Here is a 19506-nt window from a genome sequence, read left to right on the forward strand (position 1 = left end):
GGTAGGTGCCGACGAGTAAATAAAGAGATAATTGGCATCCGTTACTGCATTTTAGCCAGGGCGTTCAACTGCGGGTGCCAACTTTTTTCAATCAGCAGTCTTTATCTGACGGCGATTTGTCACGCAGGTGATCGTCTCACGTTATTCCTAAAAGTAAAAGAACAAACACCCCCAGCAAGCCTGACAACCCCATGACTAACGACTGCAAGGTATAAGTACGATACAGAGTACTGACGGGCACCTCGTGCAACCGCTGCAACAACCAAAAGAAGCTGGCATTGGCGTGAAACACACAAAACGAGCCACTACCGATCAACGCTGCCATAATCTCAGGCGAGTACGGTAACGTACCTGCCAGAGGGCCAAGCAGCGAAGCCGTGCTAATCAGTGACACTGTGATAGAGCCCGTCGCAGTAGTCAGCACAGCGGCCAACAGGAACGGCAGTAGAAAACCCAGTGATTGGTAAGCCACCAACGTATCTACAAAGGGCAAGTGTACTTCCGTCGCTTTGATTACCTGCCCAAAGGCCCCACCAGCCCCGGTGATCATAATTACTAAAGCGGATTTGACAATCGCCTGCTCTACCAAGTGGGCCAGTGCAGTTTTTACCCCTGAGAAATGGTACGATAATCCGGCCACCACCGCTCCTATCAGCACCGCCACCATCGGTATACTAAAAAATCTACCGAGCTGGCTGAGCAGTCCCTTGCTGTCTTCCGGCAGTAAGGTACCTCCCGCCATCAACACGATGGGCAGGACAATCGGTAGTAAATCCAACCCTAATCGCCCCGAAGCACCTGCCATCAATGGGTCGGAAGCTGAATATGTTCGGACTAATTGTTTATCGTATTCCAGATGAAACCGGCGGCAGTAAGTCATCGCCCAAATAATACCCCCACTCATCGCAAATACCGCGACCGTAGCATTGATTAAGATCAGTCGCCCCAAATCAGCCCCGAGCAGTGAGGCCACAGCCAAAGGACCTGGGGTAGGTGGCAGTAAGGTATGCGAAACAGTGAGTCCGGCAGCTAGCGACAACCCTATTACCAGCACTGGCTTCTTACTACGGACGGACAGAGCTTCGGTAACAGGTTGCAGCACGATATAGGCGACATCCACAAACACCGGGATCGAGACAATGTAGCCAATCACACCCATTGCCATAGGCACTTTCCGCAGTCCAGCCAACCGCACGATACGCTCGGCAATTCGTACCGCCCCACCGGTTTGGTGCAATACTTCCCCAATGAAGGCCCCAAGTACCACTACAATAGCAATCCAACGCATGGTAGTACCGAACCCATCTAGTAAAGCATTTACCGTGGCTGTTCCACCCAAGTTCATCAGCAACCCCAGAGCTAACGCAGCTAACAGTAACGCAACGAAAGGGTGTACTTTACCCCAGGAGATGGCCAATACTAAACCAAGCAGTACGATGACTAAAACGATCAACCCGTACATAGGATAGGCAATTGAAAGGGGGCAATGGATAATGGGCAGTGATGGTACATTAGTGTATCATTATAATGGAAGCCGGGCACTACATAATCTCAAAACAGCCAGGTTACTGGGAGAAATGCTGAAGTAAATCTTCGTCTACCTCAATCCCCAGCCCGGACCCGCTAGGTACGGTCAGCTCTCCGTCCGTTGGTACAAACTGAGGTGACACCAGCTTGTCACGCAGGTCGTTTTCGGTGCGATCGAGCTCTATGAATGCGGGCGGTGGTTGCCTCCGGCCGGGGGTGATTTCCAAATTGGAGATAAAGTGCAAGGCAGTCGCCACCGCGATGCCGGTTCCCCAGCTGTGGGGTACCACCGCTACCCCGTACGTCTGAGCCATCGTAGCAACCTTCTTGGCTTCGGTGAGTCCGCCAGTGGCACAGATGTCCGGTTGGGCAATATCGACCGACTGCTGCTGAAATAATTGCTGGAAGCCGTAGCGCAAGTATTCGCACTCTCCCCCAGCGATAGGAATGGTTGTTTTGCTCCGCAGTTGCCGATAATTGTCATATTCTTCCGGCGAGACCGGCTCTTCAAACCAGCCGATGTTAAGTGGTTCTACCGCCTGAGCCAGCTGCGTAGCTTCCCGTAGCGAGTACGCATGATTGGCGTCGATCATCAGGTCTATCTCGTCGCCAATCGCTTGGCGTACGGCCTTCATATTCGCTAGATCATCTTTCAAGTTCAATCCTACTTTCATCTTCATAGCTTGGAACCCTTGTTCAGCGTAGCCTTGGGCTTCATCGGCCAAACGTTGGGTGAGCCCCTTCCCTTCGGTAAAGTACATCCCCGTAGCGTAGGGGGTAACCGCTTCGCGCTTGCGTCCACCCAGCAGGGTTGAGACGGGTAGGTTCAGTGCTTTCCCTTTGATGTCCCACAAGGCGATGTCAATAGCCGAGATGGCTGCCACTAGCACCCCACGGCGGGCGTAATCCAGCGAACGGCGGTACATGGTTTGCCAAACGTTCTCGTGGGCGAGGGCATCCATTCCCAGCAGGAAAGGGCTGAAAAAATCAATACCCGCTCGGATCACGGCGGCAGGACCGTAGCCTTCCCCCCAGCCGCAGAGTCCGGTATCGGTCTCAATTTTCACCAAGCAGATGGTGCGGGTGTCATACTGCCACTGGCTGAAATAGAAGGGCTGATCTAATGACTGCTGTACTACGTAAGGCGTGATGCGCGTGATGTTCATTGTATTTATTGTGTAGTGCTTGTCTAAAATTTACCGTCCTTCTCCGGGTGTTGCTACCTCACCCCGAAAGTCGAAGTAAAGCGTAGCTCCCCAGAGGCGACCCGGTTGTTCGTTGGATTTGAAGTAATTGGGCTGCCCACTCGGCCCTAGCATGTCCGGAGATTTGAATTTGGTGCCGATAGGGCTGATGGCATCCAGCACCGAAATATCACCCTCTGGAAACTGTCCGTCCGTATGCTCGTTAAATGCCCCCTGCGGTGGCTGGGGGGTAAACAAACGCAAAAACAAACCCTCGGTGGCCGATACCACCGTGAACGGCTGTTCGTCTGTCTCGAGCCGAGCCCAGTGCCAACCGGCGAAGTAGCCTTTGAACTCCGGATACACCCAACCACTCTCACCCGTCACGGTATTGTTGTAGTCATTGTGGTGTACCGCAAACTGCGTACCCCGCATCCGGTTCTTCCACACCCGGTAGGGTCCCTGACCAAGCCAGGTGATCCCGCGTACCTGGTTTTCGGGATAGTTGAAGTTCATCCCTACGTAGGGCTGGGTTTCTTGCGGAGTATAGGTGTAGTCAAGGCGGAGCCAGCCGTTGCCCATCAGGCGATAAACAACAGTGTCTAGCGCCCCTTCGTAGCAAAACTGCGCCACGTAGTCGTCGCCCTCGGCGAAATGATCAAACGAGGTTAGGCGCGCCTCACCCATGGCGGGCAGCGGACCGTTGGTCAGGGAGATAGGCCCTTCAGCATTGCGCACCTGGGTCAGCGTTCCGTTTTGCTGACTGATGCCAATGCGCACGTCGCTGGCTTCCAGGTACAGGGTATCGCCAGCGATGCGTCCCTGAGCGACCGACGAACCGGTGCTGTTGGGGACAATGGTTCGGGCGGTTGTTTCAGCGGAAATAATGGGCCACGTCCAGGTCAGCACCGAACGACCGTGTGGGTCGGTGGCCGTCAGATAGAGAGCATGGTGATCGCGCCAGTCATCCGGAAGCTCCAACGTTAGGTACGCGCTAAGTCCGGGAACCACCGAAGGCACCACTACCGAACCAGACGCTACCACCGTAGAGTCGGTGGCTCCAGCGCTGGGGTTCGGAAAGTCAATCAGTTGCCAACGAAAGGTGCACTGGTTTAAGTTGGTGAAGTGGTAGCGATTTTCTATCCGCAGCTGTCCGGCGAACGAAGCGTTAAGTGCGGGCGGGTCGATGTGGATAGGCGACCAAACCTCTTTGATTGTATAAAAGCTGCCTTCCTTCTGCCGGAAAGGGCCTACAATGCCATCGGGAGCATTGCTGCCGTTGGTATCAATAGAATCGTTCAGATCGCTGCGCACGACACCTTCGTCGGCAAACACCCACAGGAAGCCCCCAGCTGAGCGAGGGTGGTTCAGCATCGCATTCCACCAGGCATGCAGACCGGCCCCGTGCCCACCGTCGTACAAGCCGTGCAAAAATTCAGTAGGAAAAAAGACTTCTTCGCCCTGGAAGAAGTAGCCTCCGCAGCACCCAAACACCGGATAGTGTAGGGTGTTGGCTCCGTTGATGGTATTCCAGGGGTGAATAACCAGCCGCTGCTGTAGGTCGTAGCGGGCGTATTCATCCAGCAAATCGTAGTTGTGGCCGCCTTCGTTACCGTTGGCCCACATCACCACCGAAGGGTGGTTCACATCGCGCACAATCATTTCGCGTACCAATTGCTCACCCACCAGCGTGTCGTAGGCATCTTGCCAGCCGGTGAGTTCGTCAATGACAAACAAGCCGAGTGAGTCGCATACTTCCAGAAAGTGCTTATCGGGTGGATAGTGCGACATGCGCACCGCGTTCATGTTCATGTCCTTCATCAGCTGCGCATCCTGAACACTCAGTGCTCGGCTGGTGGTTCGTCCTGAGGTGGGCCAGGCACTGTGGCGGTTCACCCCTTTGAAGCGCACCTTCTGCCCGTTCACATAGAAGCCATCGCGGGGGCGTAGTTCGGCGGTACGGAAGCCGAAGGTTTCGGTAAGGGTGTGCAGGGTCTCCGATTTTCCCAGCAGAGACACCCGCACCCGGTAGCGATTGGGAAACTCGGCGGACCAAAGCGCAGGGTTGGTCACCGTACTCGTGAGGCTTACGCTGGTGTCGCGCCGTCTCACCGGCACCGAAAAAGCGTCACCGACCGCCTGACCGTCCAGGGTCTGAATTTGAGCCTCAACGCGTTGCGCTTGGCGGACGTTTTTAGGGTAGACCCGCAGGGTAAACAAGCCGTCAGCCCGAGCGTCTATCGCCGTCCAATCAATATGCTCTCTCGGATGCGCTTCCAGGTAGACGGGTCGGTAGATGCCGCCGAAAATCCAGAAGTCTGCATCCCGTTCGGCCCGGTTCACCGATGCATTATCCGACACATTTTTCACAATCACTTCCAGCGTATTCTCTTCGCCGTAGTTGAGCAGCTGGGTGACGTCGTGTTTAAAGCGGTAGAACGAACCCTGGTGCACCGGCCCGGCGGACTGACCGTTGAGGGTCACCTGGGTGTCGGTCATCGATCCTTCAAAGACGATATTAACGGTCTTGTTTTGCCAATCGGAGGGTACGGTAAACCGGTGGCGGTAGGTGCCGGTGGCGGCTACGTCGGGCAGCTGATCGCGCCAACTGCGACCGTAGGTGAAGGTACCGTAGCCCTGAAGCTCCCAGTTAGAAGGCACCGCAATGCTGCCCCACTCCCCGCTTCGGTGCCCCTTGTCTATTTTAAATTCCCAGTCAACCGTTCGGTCTTTGTCTTGACCGGAAAGATACTGAAACTGGGTGGCTTGCCCTAATACATCGATGGGTAGCAGGAGAACCAACAGCCACCCGCTCAACTTAGCGATATTCATAGTGAGACAATTAGTAGATTACTGAGCGACAGCTAATGCAGTCTCAATCACCAGCACGGGGGCCGGTTGGTCTTGATGCGTCGCCGATAGTGTCAGCGCGTTCGCTGCTGGGTCGGCAACTACCTCCTGTCCATCAGCTAACCAGTAGGCGCGTTGTACTGTCAAGGCTTCGGGTAGGGTCAGCTGATTGCCTTCGGGCCAGTCCAGTACGTGGGCGTACAGCTTACCGCCTTTTTGTGTATATCGCCCCCAGTCCGGGGCTTCGTACGGACTGGCACTGCTGCCGTAGATGGCCTCGCCATTTACCGCTAGCCACTCACCCAGTGTTTGCAACCGCTCTACACTCGGCTCGGGAATCAGCCCTTCGGCCGTAGGGCCTACGTTGAGCAAAAAGTTGCCCCCTTTAGAGGCTATGTCAATCAGTTTATGCAGTAGCTCCTGGCTGCTTTTCCAGTTATCGTCGCTTTGTTTATATCCCCAGGTGTCGTTCATCGTCATGCAGGCTTCCCAGTCTACCCCGGCCATGCCCGTGTCGGGTATCTCTTGCTCAGGGGTACCGAAGTCGCCCACAAAATCCCCCTCCGCATCAAAACCACTCATTCCTTGCCGACCAATGTCTATTCGGTTGTTGATAATGAGGGTTGGACTTAGCTCCCGCAGATACTGATACATAGCTACCCCGTGCTCGTGCGTCCAGTCGGGTATCCACTCCCCGTCAAACCATAGTACGTGCGGATCGTACTGCTCAACTAGCTCGGTGAGCTGCGGCTTGAGGTAGTTCTGTACATACTGATCGAACTCGGGGTTGATGCGAGCGGTATCGCGGGTGTTGTACTTAGGATAGTTAGGAGCTTGCGCCTGCGGATGGTGCCAGTCCATGATGGAGTAATAGATACAGAATTTTACTCCGTATTTTTCGCAGGCGGCCTTCAGTTCGGCCAATACATCACGCCGGAAGGGCGAAAAATCCATCACATCGTATTGGCTCACTTCGGAGTCCCACAGCGCAAAACCATCGTGGTGTTTACTGGTGACGACCAGGTACTTCATGCCCGCATTGTGAGCTAGCTTCACCCAGGCATCGGCATCGTACTGCGTGGGATTGAACTGCCGGGCATACGCTTCGTACTCGGCTATCGGAACGCTAGCTTTGTCCATGATCCATTCACCGATACCTTCCACTTCTTCGCCTTGGTGTACTCCGGCGGGTACCGCGTAAGGCCCCCAGTGGATAAACATCCCGAAGCGAGCGTCGCGCCACCAGCCCATTCGTTCGTTGAAGGCTTCGGAAGATTCGTTCAGTATGCCAGTGGTATCGGCCACTGCCGGGCGGCTTGCTTCATTGGTGGGTGTAGACTGGCAAGCGAACGATAAGGCTACGATTAATAGGCTACCGTAGTTAAGCAAAGAATTCATCATAGATTGTCAAGTAGTTTTTGTTAGTGACCGTTAGCTTTTGATTCAGTAAGTTGACGTAAACGTTGGAGTCCCTCGGGGTTGCGTTGGCGCATTTTTTCGTACCAGCTCATAATCACAGGTACCCCCCACCCCGGCTGGGTAAAGTCTACCGAGTCGCCCATGCTGCGGAGCTGACTCTGCAACTGCTGCCGGAGCTGCTGTACCTGCGAAGCGTAGGCCGACCGTTCGGCCAGATTATCAGTTTCGTAGGGGTCTTGCCAGCGATCAAACAACTGCCAGTGGGTTTGACCTCCTACATTATAGCCAATCAGTTTGTATTGATCCGTCCGCAAGGCTCGCTGGAAATTCTTGTAGGCGTGCACACTGCTCGAGCGCCCGCCAGACTCCTTAGGCCGAAGCACCACTGCGAAGCTGGGCATGGTTACCGAGGCGGGAACCTCCATCCCCAGCCATTCGCAGAGCGTCGGGTACACATCGCTCAAGTAAACGAAAGCGTCGCTGGTACGATGGGCGGCAATGCCCGGCCCGGTGATGACCAAAGGCACACCGATGCTATGCTCGTAGAGGTTTTGTTTGCCCATCAGTCCGTGCTGCCCGAGGGCTAGCCCGTTATCTCCCGCCAGCACGATGATCGTATTTTCTAATTGATCGTTGGCTCGCAGAGCTGCTACAATGCGACCGATGGCATCGTCCAGGTGGGTAATCATTGCGTAGTAATCGCGAAGGTGCCCTTTGATGCTGGCTCGACTTCGCGGAGTGGGCTCAGTCCATTCGTCGCGAATGTCGAGTTCGCCGTTATCGCAGGGGTGCTCAGGCAGAAAGTTGACCGGTACCGAAAGCCGGGCGGTATCGTACAAATCCAGATAAGACTGCGGTACCTGCCGGGGGTCGTGGGGTGCCTGAAAGGCGACGCTCAGGAAAAAGGGTGATTTGCCGGAATAGCTCGCCAGGAAGGCAACCGCCGCTTCGGCGTACAGGTCCGTACTGTGTCGGGTGGTGTCGAAATACACCGCCGCATCAGGATACACTCCGCTGCTATCAAAAGGATGCAGTGGTACCCGGTAGTGGTCACTCATACCGCCGAAGAAAATGTGCTTACCCCCGGTAAAGCTGCGGGCAAAGCTGGCTTTTCCGTTGTGCCACTTACCCGTATGAAAAGTACGATAGCCCTGCCGCCCCAGGTATTCGGGCAGGGTATGATGGGCTGAATCGACCGAGTGCCCCCCCGGATCGATCTGCCACAGGCTACGGCCGGTCATCAGCATAGCGCGGCTGGGGGCACACACCGCTCCGTTCATCGCCCCCATGATCGTTGCCTGCCGAAAAGTTGTACCCCGCCGCACCAAGCTATTCAGGTGAGGAGTGATCACTTCGGTATTGCCCAGCGCGTTGATCGTACCCGCCCGCTGGTCGTCGGTGAGCAGCAGCATTACGTTCGGACGGGCTGACTGAGCGTACCCTACCGAGCCCACACGCCCCCCGGATACCATACTCAGTACCCATCCACAGCTGAGCAATACGAAGACCATTTTTTTCATTTACGTTCGGATCATTGTGTCATCCAAATAGCAAGATTTTATCATGACAGCTTACTGCTTTGCCCACCTAGTTTGGTGCATCTGTCCGTTAGCATAGGTTTTCAGCAGGTACAGCCCCGGGGTGAGTGAGGCTACATCCACCTCAGCTTCTTCAGCCTGGCTGCCAATGGGTTGATGAAGAACCTGCTGACCCTGTACGTTGTATACCGCTAGCTGTGTACTGCCCTGGGGCACCTGCACGTGTAAGTAGCCCTGCGCGGGATTAGGGTACGCCTGTAGTGGTGTAGTACTCCCATCCGCAAGGCTGGAACCATCCGTAGCACCCTGCTTGGTTGTTACCTCTGAGGCTGTTCGGCTGCTGGCTCCACTACCGGCTTCTACAAAATTCCACTGCGTCCAGCTACCCATGCAACTACTACTCGTCATACGTAGCTGCACCCCGCCGCCTTCTGACCCCGTATCCGTATCGGTATCGTCTAAACACTGTAGGTAACTGCCGTACGAAACGTTCTCTAGGTTGTACTTACCTGATCCCCTGCTCACCAACTTCCATCGAGGGTCAGTACCCGTACAGGAGGTAGATACCGCCCGTACCGCTTTGCCATTCGGGTCGCCGCACACCTCAGTACCGGGCACGTTGGCCACGGCATCGGCTACGTTAGTGGCTTGCAGCCAATGACCGTGCTGCCTATTCTCTAAGCGGTATTCGTTATTACCCGTTGGGATAAAGCGCCATTGCGTCCAGCTGCCCGTTTTGCTAGTGCTTACCCCCCGTACATTCTCTGAGGTAGTGCCGCTACAGCTCGCCGACCCGGTAGCGTCAGGAGTATCAGTACCCTGGATGTACTTGTTGTGTTGTACGCTGCGAATGTGATACCACTTATCCGGATCAGGAAAGCCTCCCGAAGGTGGCGGTGGCGGGGTATCGCTACTGAAAGACACTCCCACCCCACTCCCAATAGAAAACTTACCCAAACTATTATCAGTGGCCTTGCTCCGGCTATTGATTACCTGCCCTTCAATCTGAAGGTTCTCAAAGACAAAGTTACTTACATTGCCGGTCATCTGCGAGGACTTGCCTAAACCAGCTAAGGCTCGGAAGTTTTTGATCGTTACATTCTGAACATAAGTAGGGGTACTTCCCCCTTCATCTCGGTTGGTTCGGTTGATGGCTCTAATTTCAAAATGCTTGCTGGCCGGGGCTTCTTCTATACGAATGTCTTCCAGCAAAACGTTCTTGATCGTTACGTTAGCATCAGCTACCTCCTCGGGCTCAATACGCACCGTATGACCACCTGCCCGGATAATATCAATTCGCTTCCAACCGCTGTTCTTAATTTCCGGCGTGTAGGTCTGCCACGCCATGTTGATCGCATTCCCTTGCCAGCCCACTTTATCACAGACTAATATACAATCCTCAAACCATACATCTTCGGTAATTTTATGATGAGGTCCCTGATCGTACTGGTTGTAGTTTCCATAACTAGTGTCGGTGAAACCTTTAATGCAGGAGGCATCGTCAAACGCCCGAAAGAATCCTCGTTTGATCATCACGTTACGACAGCTACCAACGTTGGGGCCGTCCGAAGTGCGAGCGTGGCCAATATACTTGAGGTTGTCTACTACTACATCGTTACACCACGTCAGTTGTAGACCAAAGCGACTGTAGGCGGTTTCGTTAGCATCGGTGTAGCCTAGCACAATAATGTCACGAATGGTAAGGTTATTAGCCCGACGGATGTTAATCATTCGGTCGAAGGTAGTGGTGATACCGCTGCCCTCAAATTGTAAGATGCCCCGACCTCGGATGGTCACATTATTCTTAGTAGTAGCATCATTAGCCCGAATTATTCCTTTAACCACCGCTCCCCCTGCAATGTAAAGGGTTTGGTCGGAATGTAGTTCTATTCGCCCGGGTACCCCACCATCCGCTGGAGTATGTACTCCTGGTCCAAAATAGCGCACATTAGCATCGTTAGCATTAGGAATATTAGTTTCCAGCGGATTGGCAAAGATATGCAAGCTGTGCCGCCAGTCGTCGTTGATCTTCAGCACTAATTGCTTCGGCGGGCCAGTTAAGCTAAAAGTAATAGTGTTACCCGAACGTGAAGCACTAATGCCTGCCCGACTAGGATACAGCTTGTAGCTATTTACTGAAGTATGGTTCACAGTGACTGATATAGTGACTGTGCCCGAAAAGTCGAAGTAGGCCATCGCCGCTTCATTGTCGCGGTGAGCCCAATTGCTATACTGCACCCGAGCATTCGTCCAGGTGCGATACACATCTAGAGTTTGGCCTTCTACGCTGACATCGTAATCATCACTCATCACCGGGGCACCTGATCCGGTTGGCGCGGGGTAGGTTACTACGGTCTGCGCTAACGAAGGCACGATTACGATTAACAACAATCCTACTGTCAAAGGGCGGAATAGCTTTTTCATTACATCACTAGTTTGTTAAGAATAGATAGTTTCTCTTTTCTAGCGGTCATCTTTACACCGCTCAATCCATCGTGCTAGTGCCTGGCTCATTTCGTCGGCCAGCTCAGGGCGTTCGAGGGCCAGGTTCTTACTTTCTTGGGGGTCACGAACCAGATCAGTAAGCCATAGGCTATCACTGTTGACCGTGCGGTGTAGCTTGTAACGGTTACCCATCCAGACCTGATGTTCGTTTCCCTCGAACCGTGATTGAAAGCCAATGGCTTTTTTCCGAGGCTGTTCTGCGTTTTTCGTCAGTAAGTCCTTCATACTTTCTCCATCCAGGTGCAAGCTGGATAGGTCAATCCCCAGCAACTCGCCCAGCGTAGGCAGTATGTCCGACGTGGTAACTGGAACCTCAGTGCTTTGCCCGGCGGGTATTGCAGCTGGCCACACGACCACGCCGGGTACCCGAATTCCCCCCTCGTACAGCGACCCTTTCCTGCCTTTAAGCCCTCCGGTTAATCCCTGCTGCCGTCCACCCGTTTGCCATCCGGGCCCACCCCCACCCGCCGCTGGGCCGTTGTCCGAACAAAACCAAATGAGGGTATGCTCGGCTACGCCCGCCTGGCGAAGTACCTCCCGTAGCCGACCAATTTGCTTGTCCATCGCCGTCAGGCTACCGTAGTAGTGCTGCTTTTCTGACGGGAGATGGGTGTACGGCTGACGGTAAGCTTCGCCCGCTACCACCGGTGAATGTGGCGTGTGGAACCAGATAGTAGCGAAAAAGGGGGTATCCTCTCGCACCGCTTGTTCCACAAAAGGAATCACCCGATCCATAATCACCCGCGAATCATCGCCCGTCAGATTATTGGTAGCCAATCGGCCCGGCCCTGTCCAATAGTAGGTACCGAACGAATCACCTTCGCTCTGCTTTTTATTGGCACCGGCTACCGTGTGCGGCGGATTCACCATCGGGTTCCAGGTAGGCACCTTCGATTCGGTGGCAAAGCACTGGTCGTAGCCGTGCTCCCAAGGCGGAGCGTAATGCTGCTGGTTCTTGGCGATGCCCCCGCGATTGCTCTCAACAACAAGGCTATCCATCAGTCCCAAATGCCACTTGCCGAAGTGACCAGTGCGATACCCCTGCTCCCGCAGCAGTTCGGGCAGGGTTACCTCTTCTTTGGGTAGGTGCCCAACGTTGGCGTAGTAGATGCCGTAGCGGTAGGGATGTCGACCGGTCAGCATACTACCCCGGGTAGGAGAACACACCGGAGCGGCCGCATAAAACCGATTAAAAACCAGCCCATCGGCGGCCAGGCTATCCAGATAAGGTGTTTTAAGCTCCGGATGATCTTGATAACCCGCATCGCCCCACCCCTGATCGTCGCTCATGATCAGAAGAATGTTAGGGCGAGCTGAGGACTGCGGTGGCTTAATCATCAACCCTGTCAATCCTATCACTATAGCACCAACCAGGGTGATCATTCCCATCCGGTATTCTGCTCCAGATTATTGTTGAGTTGCACCTGATCATCCGGGACCGGGAATAGCAGCATAAAATCCATTACCGTTTTTTCCTGATCCCGTACTGCCTCCAGAAATAGCCCTCGGCGTTTCAAATCCCAAGCCCGTTGCCCCTCGAAAGCCAGCTCAAACCGCCGCTCTTCCAGCACCGCTTCTCGGAATACTTCCTGGCTCAGTCCGGCTAAGTTGGGGAGGTTCTCTTCTACCCCGTTGCGCGCTCGGGTTCGCACTTGATTGATCCAATCGTACTTTTGGTTGCTTCCTGCTTCTACTTCATTCATTGCTTCGGCTGCAATGAGTAGTATGTCTGCGTAGCGGAACAGGGTAAGATTCATCCCTGACTGGAGCTCGCCAGTTCGGTCGTCAAACTTACTGATGTAGAAAGGAAACTCCCCACCGAAGATTTCTTCCATGGTGATGGTTCCAGTCACTCCGTCAATATGCTCGTACTGATCGGCAATGGTGACCGAGCGACGATACGACACAGGACTCTCGGCTATAAATTCGTCAGTAGGTGCTGCTAAACCCGGAATGGTAGTACCCGCCCAAAATGAGTTGGTAAATTCCCCTCCCGCGGGCATTCGGGGACCAAACCTACTGGGCAAGTTGTTGTTTCGCTCTCCGCTTAAATACTGTATCTGAAAGATATGCTCCGCGCTATTATTATTTTGAGGATCAAATACCGCAGCGTAGTCAGGCAGCAGTTGGTACTGCCCACTATTGATTATGTTCTGAGCGTGGGTGAGTGCCTCCTGATAATTGCCTAGATATAAGTGTACCCGAGCCAAATAGGCGTTAGCCACTCCGCTGTTAATCCGTCCGGCTAAACTTTCTGACTCCAGCTCGTTGGCAGCTGCTTCTAGGTCGCGAATGACTAGCGCGTACACGTCTTCTTCACTCGCTCGGGGTGCGTAGATGTTGTCAAAGCTAGTAGTAGGTGTTTCGTAGAGGGGCACCCCGCCGATAGCTCGCACCAGCGCAAAGTAATACAGCGCCCGGAGGGCTTGGGCTTCAGCGATGAGATCAGCCTTACGCCCCGCCTCAAAATCAATCGCCTCGGTGTTGACGATTACTTCGTTGGCGCGGTTAATTCCCTGGTAGGCGCTGTTCCATAGCCCCCCGGTAATCTCCGAATTATACGTAAAATTATCCCACTCGAAGCGATCGGGTACAATGGGAGAGATTGTCAGATCGTCGGCGTTTATCTCCCCATAATTGATTACGTTGTCGGGCGAGTACACATCGTATAGACTGTTGTAGGCTCCGTAAAGTCCGGCTAATGCATCTTCTTCGGTTTCGTAGAAGTTAGTAGAGCCAATGTTGCTAGGTGGATCTTCTTCTAATAAATCATCACAGGCCACCGTGAGCAGCAAGCTCAGGAATAGTAGTAAGTATTGGTGTATAATTTTCATAGTTTTTATATTTTTCGTTAAAATCCTAACCGAACTCCGAATCGGATGCTGCGAGCTGCCGGATACCCGCCGTTGTCTACCCCCACCTGCACGCTGCTGGACGAGTACAAATCTACTTCTGGATCAAAACCCGTATAGTTTGTCACAGTGATCAGATTGTCGCCCGCTACATATACTTGCGCCCGGCGTAACCAATCGGCACCCAGTGCGTTGGTAGGCAGTTCGTAGGCCAACGTGATTGTTTTTACTCGCAAGAAGGAACCGTCAATCACATCACGATCGCTGAAGTTTTTCCACTCGCCCGCGTTTGTGAGGGGGGCCTCAATAGTATTGCTGGTGCCTGGTCCCGTCCAACGTTCGTCAAAGTACTGCTGAAGTACATTATGCTTCTGGGGCTGGGCTAGCAATCCAATTCGGTTCAGATCGGCAATTTCATTACCGTACACCCCATTGATAAATACGGTAAGCGTAAAACCTCCGTAAGAGAAATCATTAGAAAAGCCGTAGATAAAATCCGGGTTAGGGTCACCCACGATCTCCCGGTCGTCGTCGTTTCGCTGAAACCCGTCACCATTTAAGTCAGCGTAGCGAGGCAAGCCAGGTCGATTTACCCCGCCTACCGTATTGCCGGCTTCAATGATTTCTTCTTCGGTTTGCCAGATACCCTCAAAACGGTAGCCATAAAAAAGACCGAGTGGCTGCCCCGGCAGGGCAATAGAGCGACCATGAGCTGATTCGCCCCGACCGATACCAAAGAGCAGTCGCTCTACACCATCGGGCAGCGAAATCAGCTCATTGCGATTGAATGAAATGTTGAACGAAGAGCGCCACCGAAACCTACCAAAAGTATTATTAAAGCCCAATTGGAGTTCTACGCCCCGATTTTCTATTTCACCAATATTTTGTACGGAATTAGCGTAACCTGACTGGTTCGGAATAGCCACATTCAGCAGCAGATCGTTGGTTCGCTTCACATAGTAATCAGCGGTGAAGTTGACGCGTCCTTCCCAGAAAGCAGCGTCAACGCCTACATTAAACTGCGCTGTGCGCTCCCACCTCAGATCGGGATTGGGAATTCGGTTCGGTATCAGGCCAATAGCGGGTGCCCCACCAATGATCGGACGGTTTACATTGTAAAGTGACAGAGAAGAGTACGGACTGATACTTTCATTACCGGTAACCCCGTAGGAGGCACGCAGCTTCAAGTCGCTAATCAGAGCATTATCTTGCAGAAAAGCTTCGTCACCCAGGCGCCAGGCTACTGCCGCCGAAGGAAACAGCCCCCACTTATTATCTTCCCCAAACTTGGACGAACCATCGCGCCGTACCGTGCCTGTGACAATATACTTATCCCGAAATACGTAGTTGACCCGCCCTAGGTAAGACAGCAGGGCAGTCTCTACCGCATTGCTTGTTGATGGGCGAGGATCAGCTCCTAAACCTAGATTATTAAACTCCAGCTTGTTCGTAAAGAAGTCATCAGTACGACTGAATACTTCCTCTGTATTGCGGGTTTGCACCGTATAACCGACTACTGCATTGAGCTGATGATTAGCTCCTAGGTTGGCATCGTAGTTCAGCGTGTACTCCTGCAACCAGTTAGCACTCTGAATATTCCCTACCGAAGCCACCCCCAGGTTAGGAAGAGCCTGGGTTTCGGCCGTATTCGGAATGTAGACATTGCGCTTAGACGTAATTAGGTCGGCTCCAAAATTAGCCCGGAAGGTAAGCCCTTCGGTTAGTTGCAGATCGGCAAATGAGCTACCGAGAATACGATTGGTGTACGTGATGTCGGAACGAGTGCGGGCAATAGCTACTGGGTTTTCTAAAATCTTCACAGTTTCATCGTGGTTATCTACGTAATTACCCTCTTCATCTACCACCGGAATCACCGGGGTGGTGGTTAGCGCATTCCACAGTGGGGAATCATTTCGGAATCCAGTGCCATCCGAAGGCACCGCATCATTTACGGTGCGGTTAGCGTTGAGATTTACCCCGAATTTGAGCCGACTACTTACCTGCTGATCCAGATTAAACTTTAGTCCGCCTCGTTTGAAGTTAGACTCGATGATAATTCCGTCTTGATCGAAGTAGTTGCCCGAAACTAAATATCGGGTATTTTCGCTCCCCCCGGATACCGTCAGGTTGTAAGAATGGACGAGTGCTGTACGAAAAATTTCATCTTGCCAGTCGGTGCCCTCGCCTAGCTCTTCGGGAAGCGGGCGATTTACACCGTCATAAATAGGATCGCGTCCGTTGTTAGCAGCCCACTCATTGTTCAGAATAGCTAATTCTTGGGCATTTGCTAAATTGAGTGTTTTACGCACATTATCAACGCGCAAAAAATAATCAAAATCAATTGTAGGCTTACCCACTTCACCCCGTTTGGTGGTGATAATAACCACCCCGTTAGCGCCTCGGGCTCCGTAAATAGCGGTAGCTGAGGCATCTTTTAAAATCTCAATTGACTCAATATCGTTGGGACTGATGGATGATAGAGGATCGGCTCCAAAAGCGTTGTTACCGGCTGCTTGGGGAGTGAGCGGCGTACTGTTATCAATCGGAAAACCGTCGATCACGTAAAGCGGATCGCTAGAGGCATTGATGGAATTGGCTCCCCGAATACGTACCCGAATACCCCCGCCCGGCGCGTTGGAAGCGGCTCGCACATCTACGCCTGGGGCGCGTCCCTGCAACGATTGCACAAAGGTGTTGGCCGGAGTTGTTTGCAAATCCTCCCCTTCTACCGAAGAAACTGACCCTGAAAAATCGCTTTTCTTGACGGTACCGTAACCAATTACAACCACCTCCGATAGCGACTGAACATCCGGGTCTAGCCCTAAGTTGATAGTACTACGTCCGTTGATAGCTACTTCTTCACTGGTGTAGCCTACGGACGAAAACACCAAGGTTTCGGCATCGTCGGGCGCGGTGAGGCGATAGTTGCCGTCAATATTGGTAACCGTACCTACGGTAGTGCCTTTCACCAATACGTTGACGCCGGGCAGGGTTTCATTAGTAGAAACATCCGTCACTTGGCCAGTAATGGTTTGCTCCGTGACTTTTCTCTGAGCCAATGCTACGGGGGAGATTTTGGTCAGCCTACTGCTCGGCTTGGCAGAGCTGGTTGGTCGGGGAGTCACGGGAGACACCTCTAATGTAGGGGTTGCCTGTGCCTGAATGACGAAATAATGCTGTAACTTCCGATAGCTGAGTCCGAGTGGAACCAGGATTTTGGTTAGCGCATCTTCAATCTGAGTAGCATCAGGGTTTAGGATGCGATCATCAATGCGTACCGTTTTGCCCTGCACTAGTTCATCCTCAAACACAATGCTGGTTTGATACCTAGTGCCGATGTTCTGCAACAACGTTTTTAGTTGTTGCGCTTCTTGCTGGAGCAGTGCGGGGGATACCCCACCAGCCGGGTGTAAAGAAGCCAGACGCTGCGCCTGTCCCGAAGAAACGATCAGCAACATACTGGCTACTACTAGGTAGCCTGCTTTCGGGATCGTTTTCTTACCAAACGTCTTCGTTAGAAGTGATTTCATAGAAGGTAATTTTAGGTTATATAATTTTATCGTTCTTGTTCAATGCCTGTCGTCGTATTTATCGCAATGGTTCTCAATCTCGGATGATGATTTCGTCTTTGGTTTGCACTATCCCTACCCCAAAGGTGGCTTCAATCAATTGCAGTAAGGTGTCCAATTCCCGAAGCGGCACCTCGGTAGTAGCCGTAAACCTTCGCTGAGGCAGCGTCTCACCCTCAAAGGTCACCGAGTATCCGTATAGGTCCTCAATAATAATGGCTAGTTCAGCGAGCGAGGTTTGGTCAATACGTAGCTGCTGCTCGGTGTAGGCGGTGTACGATTCGGTATCCACCCGCTGCCGGGTCAAAGGGGCGTTCTCAGTAACTGATACTAAGTCGCCCGGTTGCATCAGGGCCTCTTCGCCACTGGGGGTATGCCGTAGTGCTACCGATCCGCTACGCAGCACAACTTGGGTCTGGTCGCGGCGATTTTTTACGTTAAAGCTGGTACCCAGTACTTTTACTTCCACGTCATTGGCCCGTACGGTAAACGTTCTCCCGTGATCTTTACGCACATGGAAAAAAGCTTCTCCTTCCAGCACCACCTGCCGGTCGGGCACTTCGGTGTACCAGTACAGGGTAGAATTGGCATTGAGGGTAACCGCCGACCCGTCGGGCAATCGAACGTCGGCTACCTCGCCAAAACCAGTTTCGTACGTGAGCATAGCAGGGCGGGTTAGCCACCATATAGCTAAGGCACTCACGAGTAATACTCCTGCTAGGGAAGCAGCTATTCCCCACGAAGGGCGGTACAGTGGGCGGACTGCCGCCGTTGGGGCAGCAATGCGCCGCTGAATACTTTGCCGGATTTTTTCTACTCCTTCTTGGGGAAGGGACTCATATTCCTTATCGATGTTCAGTATGATTTGGCGGGCTTGCCGGATTTCCGCTTCCTTGTGCGGGTGCTCGATTAAAAAGTTTTGCCAGAAGGTATTGTGCTGCTGTTGCAACACCCATTGCCGGAAGCGTTCGTCCAGCACAAAGTCTTCGGTTTGATAGTGTGTATAGTCCATACCTGGTTGTTGGGTTCGGTACAGACAAGTGTAGAACAGAGGCTAGTTCTACTCAGTAAAGGTGTATTATTTTTTCATAATTATATCAACAGCATAAAATCACCATTTCTTTTGTTGATATGGCAAAAATACAGATCGAAATATAAAATTTTACTAAGCAGCTTGTAGTTGAGAAGCAAAGCTGAGTACCACAATGAGCCATTCCACCGCTTTTAGCTGAAGGGGTAGCGTCTTCTTGAGGTGTGTAATGGCTCGATGAAGCAGGTTGTAAACCGACTGCGGTTGCAATTGCATAATCGTTCCGATCTCGTCGCAAGATAGTTTTTCAAAGAAATGAAGGCTGATAATCTCTCGCTGCCGCACCGGAAGTTTTTTGATCACCTTTCTCAAGACTTCGTACTGAAGGTCAGCCGACTGGCGGATCACAATATCTTGCTCGGGCGAAGCAGTACTGATGGTGGTATCGACGGTTAATGCGGAGAAGGAGCGTCGTTTTTGCTGCTTTTTCTTTTGGTGAATGATTTGGTAACGCAACGCCCGAAAGAGATACAACCGGGGTTGATCGGGCACACTGAGGGTAGCCCGTCGCTGCCATAAGTCAACGAAAACATCCTGGATAGCATCTTCTACTGACACTTGTTCTTCAGCCACTTTACGTCCGTAGTTGTACAGCGGTTGCACGTGCTTTAGGTAGAATGTATCTAGGGCTTGGCGGTCGCCTCGGCAGAATGACTGCCAGAGAGCTTGATCTTGTTCGGGCACTCGGTCTTTCAATTATGAATATTGACACAACAATACTTGAATCACCTTAAATTTTACAAAATTTTCTGAATTAACAATACTTTATTAATTTTTTATAGATCAGAGTCCGCTAGCTAGTGCTTCCTGCTGTAGGCAGCCTGATACCTTAGCACATCGTGATTGAGCTATATTTTATTTGCTGCTCAAACGCCAATACCAAGTGGGAGTATCAGCATAGAGCGATGGCAGATAGGACTAACGATACATAGCCTTTTCATAAAAAAAATATGTGCTAGGGTTGTAGCATTC

The 19506-nt window shown here is 52.5% G+C and carries 11 protein-coding genes; all 11 read right to left on the reverse strand.

What is annotated here, in order from left to right; all coding sequences use genetic code 11:
- Positions 1-136 precede the first annotated feature (136 nt).
- The 11 genes from P0M28_RS08480 to P0M28_RS08530 all read right to left on the reverse strand — a co-directional run bounded on the left by P0M28_RS08480 (position 137) and on the right by P0M28_RS08530 (position 19230).
- On the reverse strand, positions 137-1462 hold the full coding sequence (locus P0M28_RS08480) for a GntP family permease (protein ID WP_302209363.1): 1326 nt from the start codon (positions 1460-1462) through the stop codon (positions 137-139).
- A 103-nt stretch (positions 1463-1565) separates the two neighbouring features.
- Complete coding sequence (locus P0M28_RS08485) at positions 1566-2693, reverse strand: mandelate racemase/muconate lactonizing enzyme family protein (protein WP_302209365.1); 1128 nt, start codon at positions 2691-2693, stop codon at positions 1566-1568.
- A 30-nt stretch (positions 2694-2723) separates the two neighbouring features.
- On the reverse strand, positions 2724-5543 hold the full coding sequence (locus P0M28_RS08490; protein ID WP_302209367.1) for a glycoside hydrolase family 2 protein: 2820 nt from the start codon (positions 5541-5543) through the stop codon (positions 2724-2726).
- An 18-nt stretch (positions 5544-5561) separates the two neighbouring features.
- Entirely contained in the window at positions 5562-6962 is a 1401-nt protein-coding gene (locus P0M28_RS08495; protein WP_302209368.1) for an alpha-L-fucosidase, read from the reverse strand.
- 20 nt (positions 6963-6982) lie between these two features.
- Positions 6983-8500, reverse strand: a complete 1518-nt coding sequence (locus tag P0M28_RS08500) for a sulfatase family protein (RefSeq protein WP_302209370.1) — start codon at positions 8498-8500, stop codon at positions 6983-6985.
- 51 nt (positions 8501-8551) lie between these two features.
- On the reverse strand, positions 8552-10942 hold the full coding sequence (locus P0M28_RS08505; RefSeq protein WP_302209371.1) for a T9SS type A sorting domain-containing protein: 2391 nt from the start codon (positions 10940-10942) through the stop codon (positions 8552-8554).
- Positions 10943-10981: 39 nt separating this feature from the next.
- Positions 10982-12406: a sulfatase family protein gene (locus tag P0M28_RS08510; protein WP_302209373.1), complete on the reverse strand. Its 1425-nt coding sequence runs from the start codon at positions 12404-12406 to the stop codon at positions 10982-10984.
- Positions 12403-13857, reverse strand: a complete 1455-nt coding sequence (locus P0M28_RS08515; protein ID WP_302209375.1) for a RagB/SusD family nutrient uptake outer membrane protein — start codon at positions 13855-13857, stop codon at positions 12403-12405. The genes P0M28_RS08510 and P0M28_RS08515 overlap by 4 nt, the downstream gene beginning before the upstream one ends.
- 17 nt (positions 13858-13874) lie before the next feature.
- On the reverse strand, positions 13875-17405 hold the full coding sequence (locus P0M28_RS08520) for a SusC/RagA family TonB-linked outer membrane protein (RefSeq protein ID WP_302209377.1): 3531 nt from the start codon (positions 17403-17405) through the stop codon (positions 13875-13877).
- A gap of 73 nt (positions 17406-17478) precedes the next feature.
- Positions 17479-18456 (reverse strand): FecR family protein, encoded by a 978-nt coding sequence (locus P0M28_RS08525; RefSeq protein ID WP_302209378.1) that lies wholly within the window; start codon positions 18454-18456, stop codon positions 17479-17481.
- A 153-nt stretch (positions 18457-18609) separates the two neighbouring features.
- Positions 18610-19230, reverse strand: a complete 621-nt coding sequence (locus P0M28_RS08530; RefSeq protein ID WP_302209379.1) for an RNA polymerase sigma factor — start codon at positions 19228-19230, stop codon at positions 18610-18612.
- Positions 19231-19506: the final 276 nt, after the last annotated feature.

Origin of the sequence: Tunicatimonas pelagia (assembly GCF_030506325.1) — a bacterium.
GTDB lineage: Bacteria > Bacteroidota > Bacteroidia > Cytophagales > Cyclobacteriaceae > Tunicatimonas > Tunicatimonas pelagia.

Excerpts from the sequence above, each read along its gene's own strand:
- P0M28_RS08490 (WP_302209367.1), bottom strand. The coding sequence starts at position 5,543 with ATGAATATCGCTAAGTTGAGCGGGTGGCTGTTGGTTCTCCTGCTACCC.
- P0M28_RS08485 (WP_302209365.1), bottom strand. The coding sequence starts at position 2,693 with ATGAACATCACGCGCATCACGCCTTACGTAGTACAGCAGTCATTAGAT.
- P0M28_RS08510 (WP_302209373.1), bottom strand. The coding sequence starts at position 12,406 with ATGATCACCCTGGTTGGTGCTATAGTGATAGGATTGACAGGGTTGATG.
- P0M28_RS08520 (WP_302209377.1), bottom strand. The coding sequence starts at position 17,405 with ATGAAATCACTTCTAACGAAGACGTTTGGTAAGAAAACGATCCCGAAA.
- P0M28_RS08525 (WP_302209378.1), bottom strand. The coding sequence starts at position 18,456 with ATGGACTATACACACTATCAAACCGAAGACTTTGTGCTGGACGAACGC.
- P0M28_RS08500 (WP_302209370.1), bottom strand. The coding sequence starts at position 8,500 with ATGAAAAAAATGGTCTTCGTATTGCTCAGCTGTGGATGGGTACTGAGT.
- P0M28_RS08495 (WP_302209368.1), bottom strand. The coding sequence starts at position 6,962 with ATGATGAATTCTTTGCTTAACTACGGTAGCCTATTAATCGTAGCCTTA.
- P0M28_RS08480 (WP_302209363.1), bottom strand. The coding sequence starts at position 1,462 with ATGTACGGGTTGATCGTTTTAGTCATCGTACTGCTTGGTTTAGTATTG.
- P0M28_RS08515 (WP_302209375.1), bottom strand. The coding sequence starts at position 13,857 with ATGAAAATTATACACCAATACTTACTACTATTCCTGAGCTTGCTGCTC.
- P0M28_RS08505 (WP_302209371.1), bottom strand. The coding sequence starts at position 10,942 with ATGAAAAAGCTATTCCGCCCTTTGACAGTAGGATTGTTGTTAATCGTA.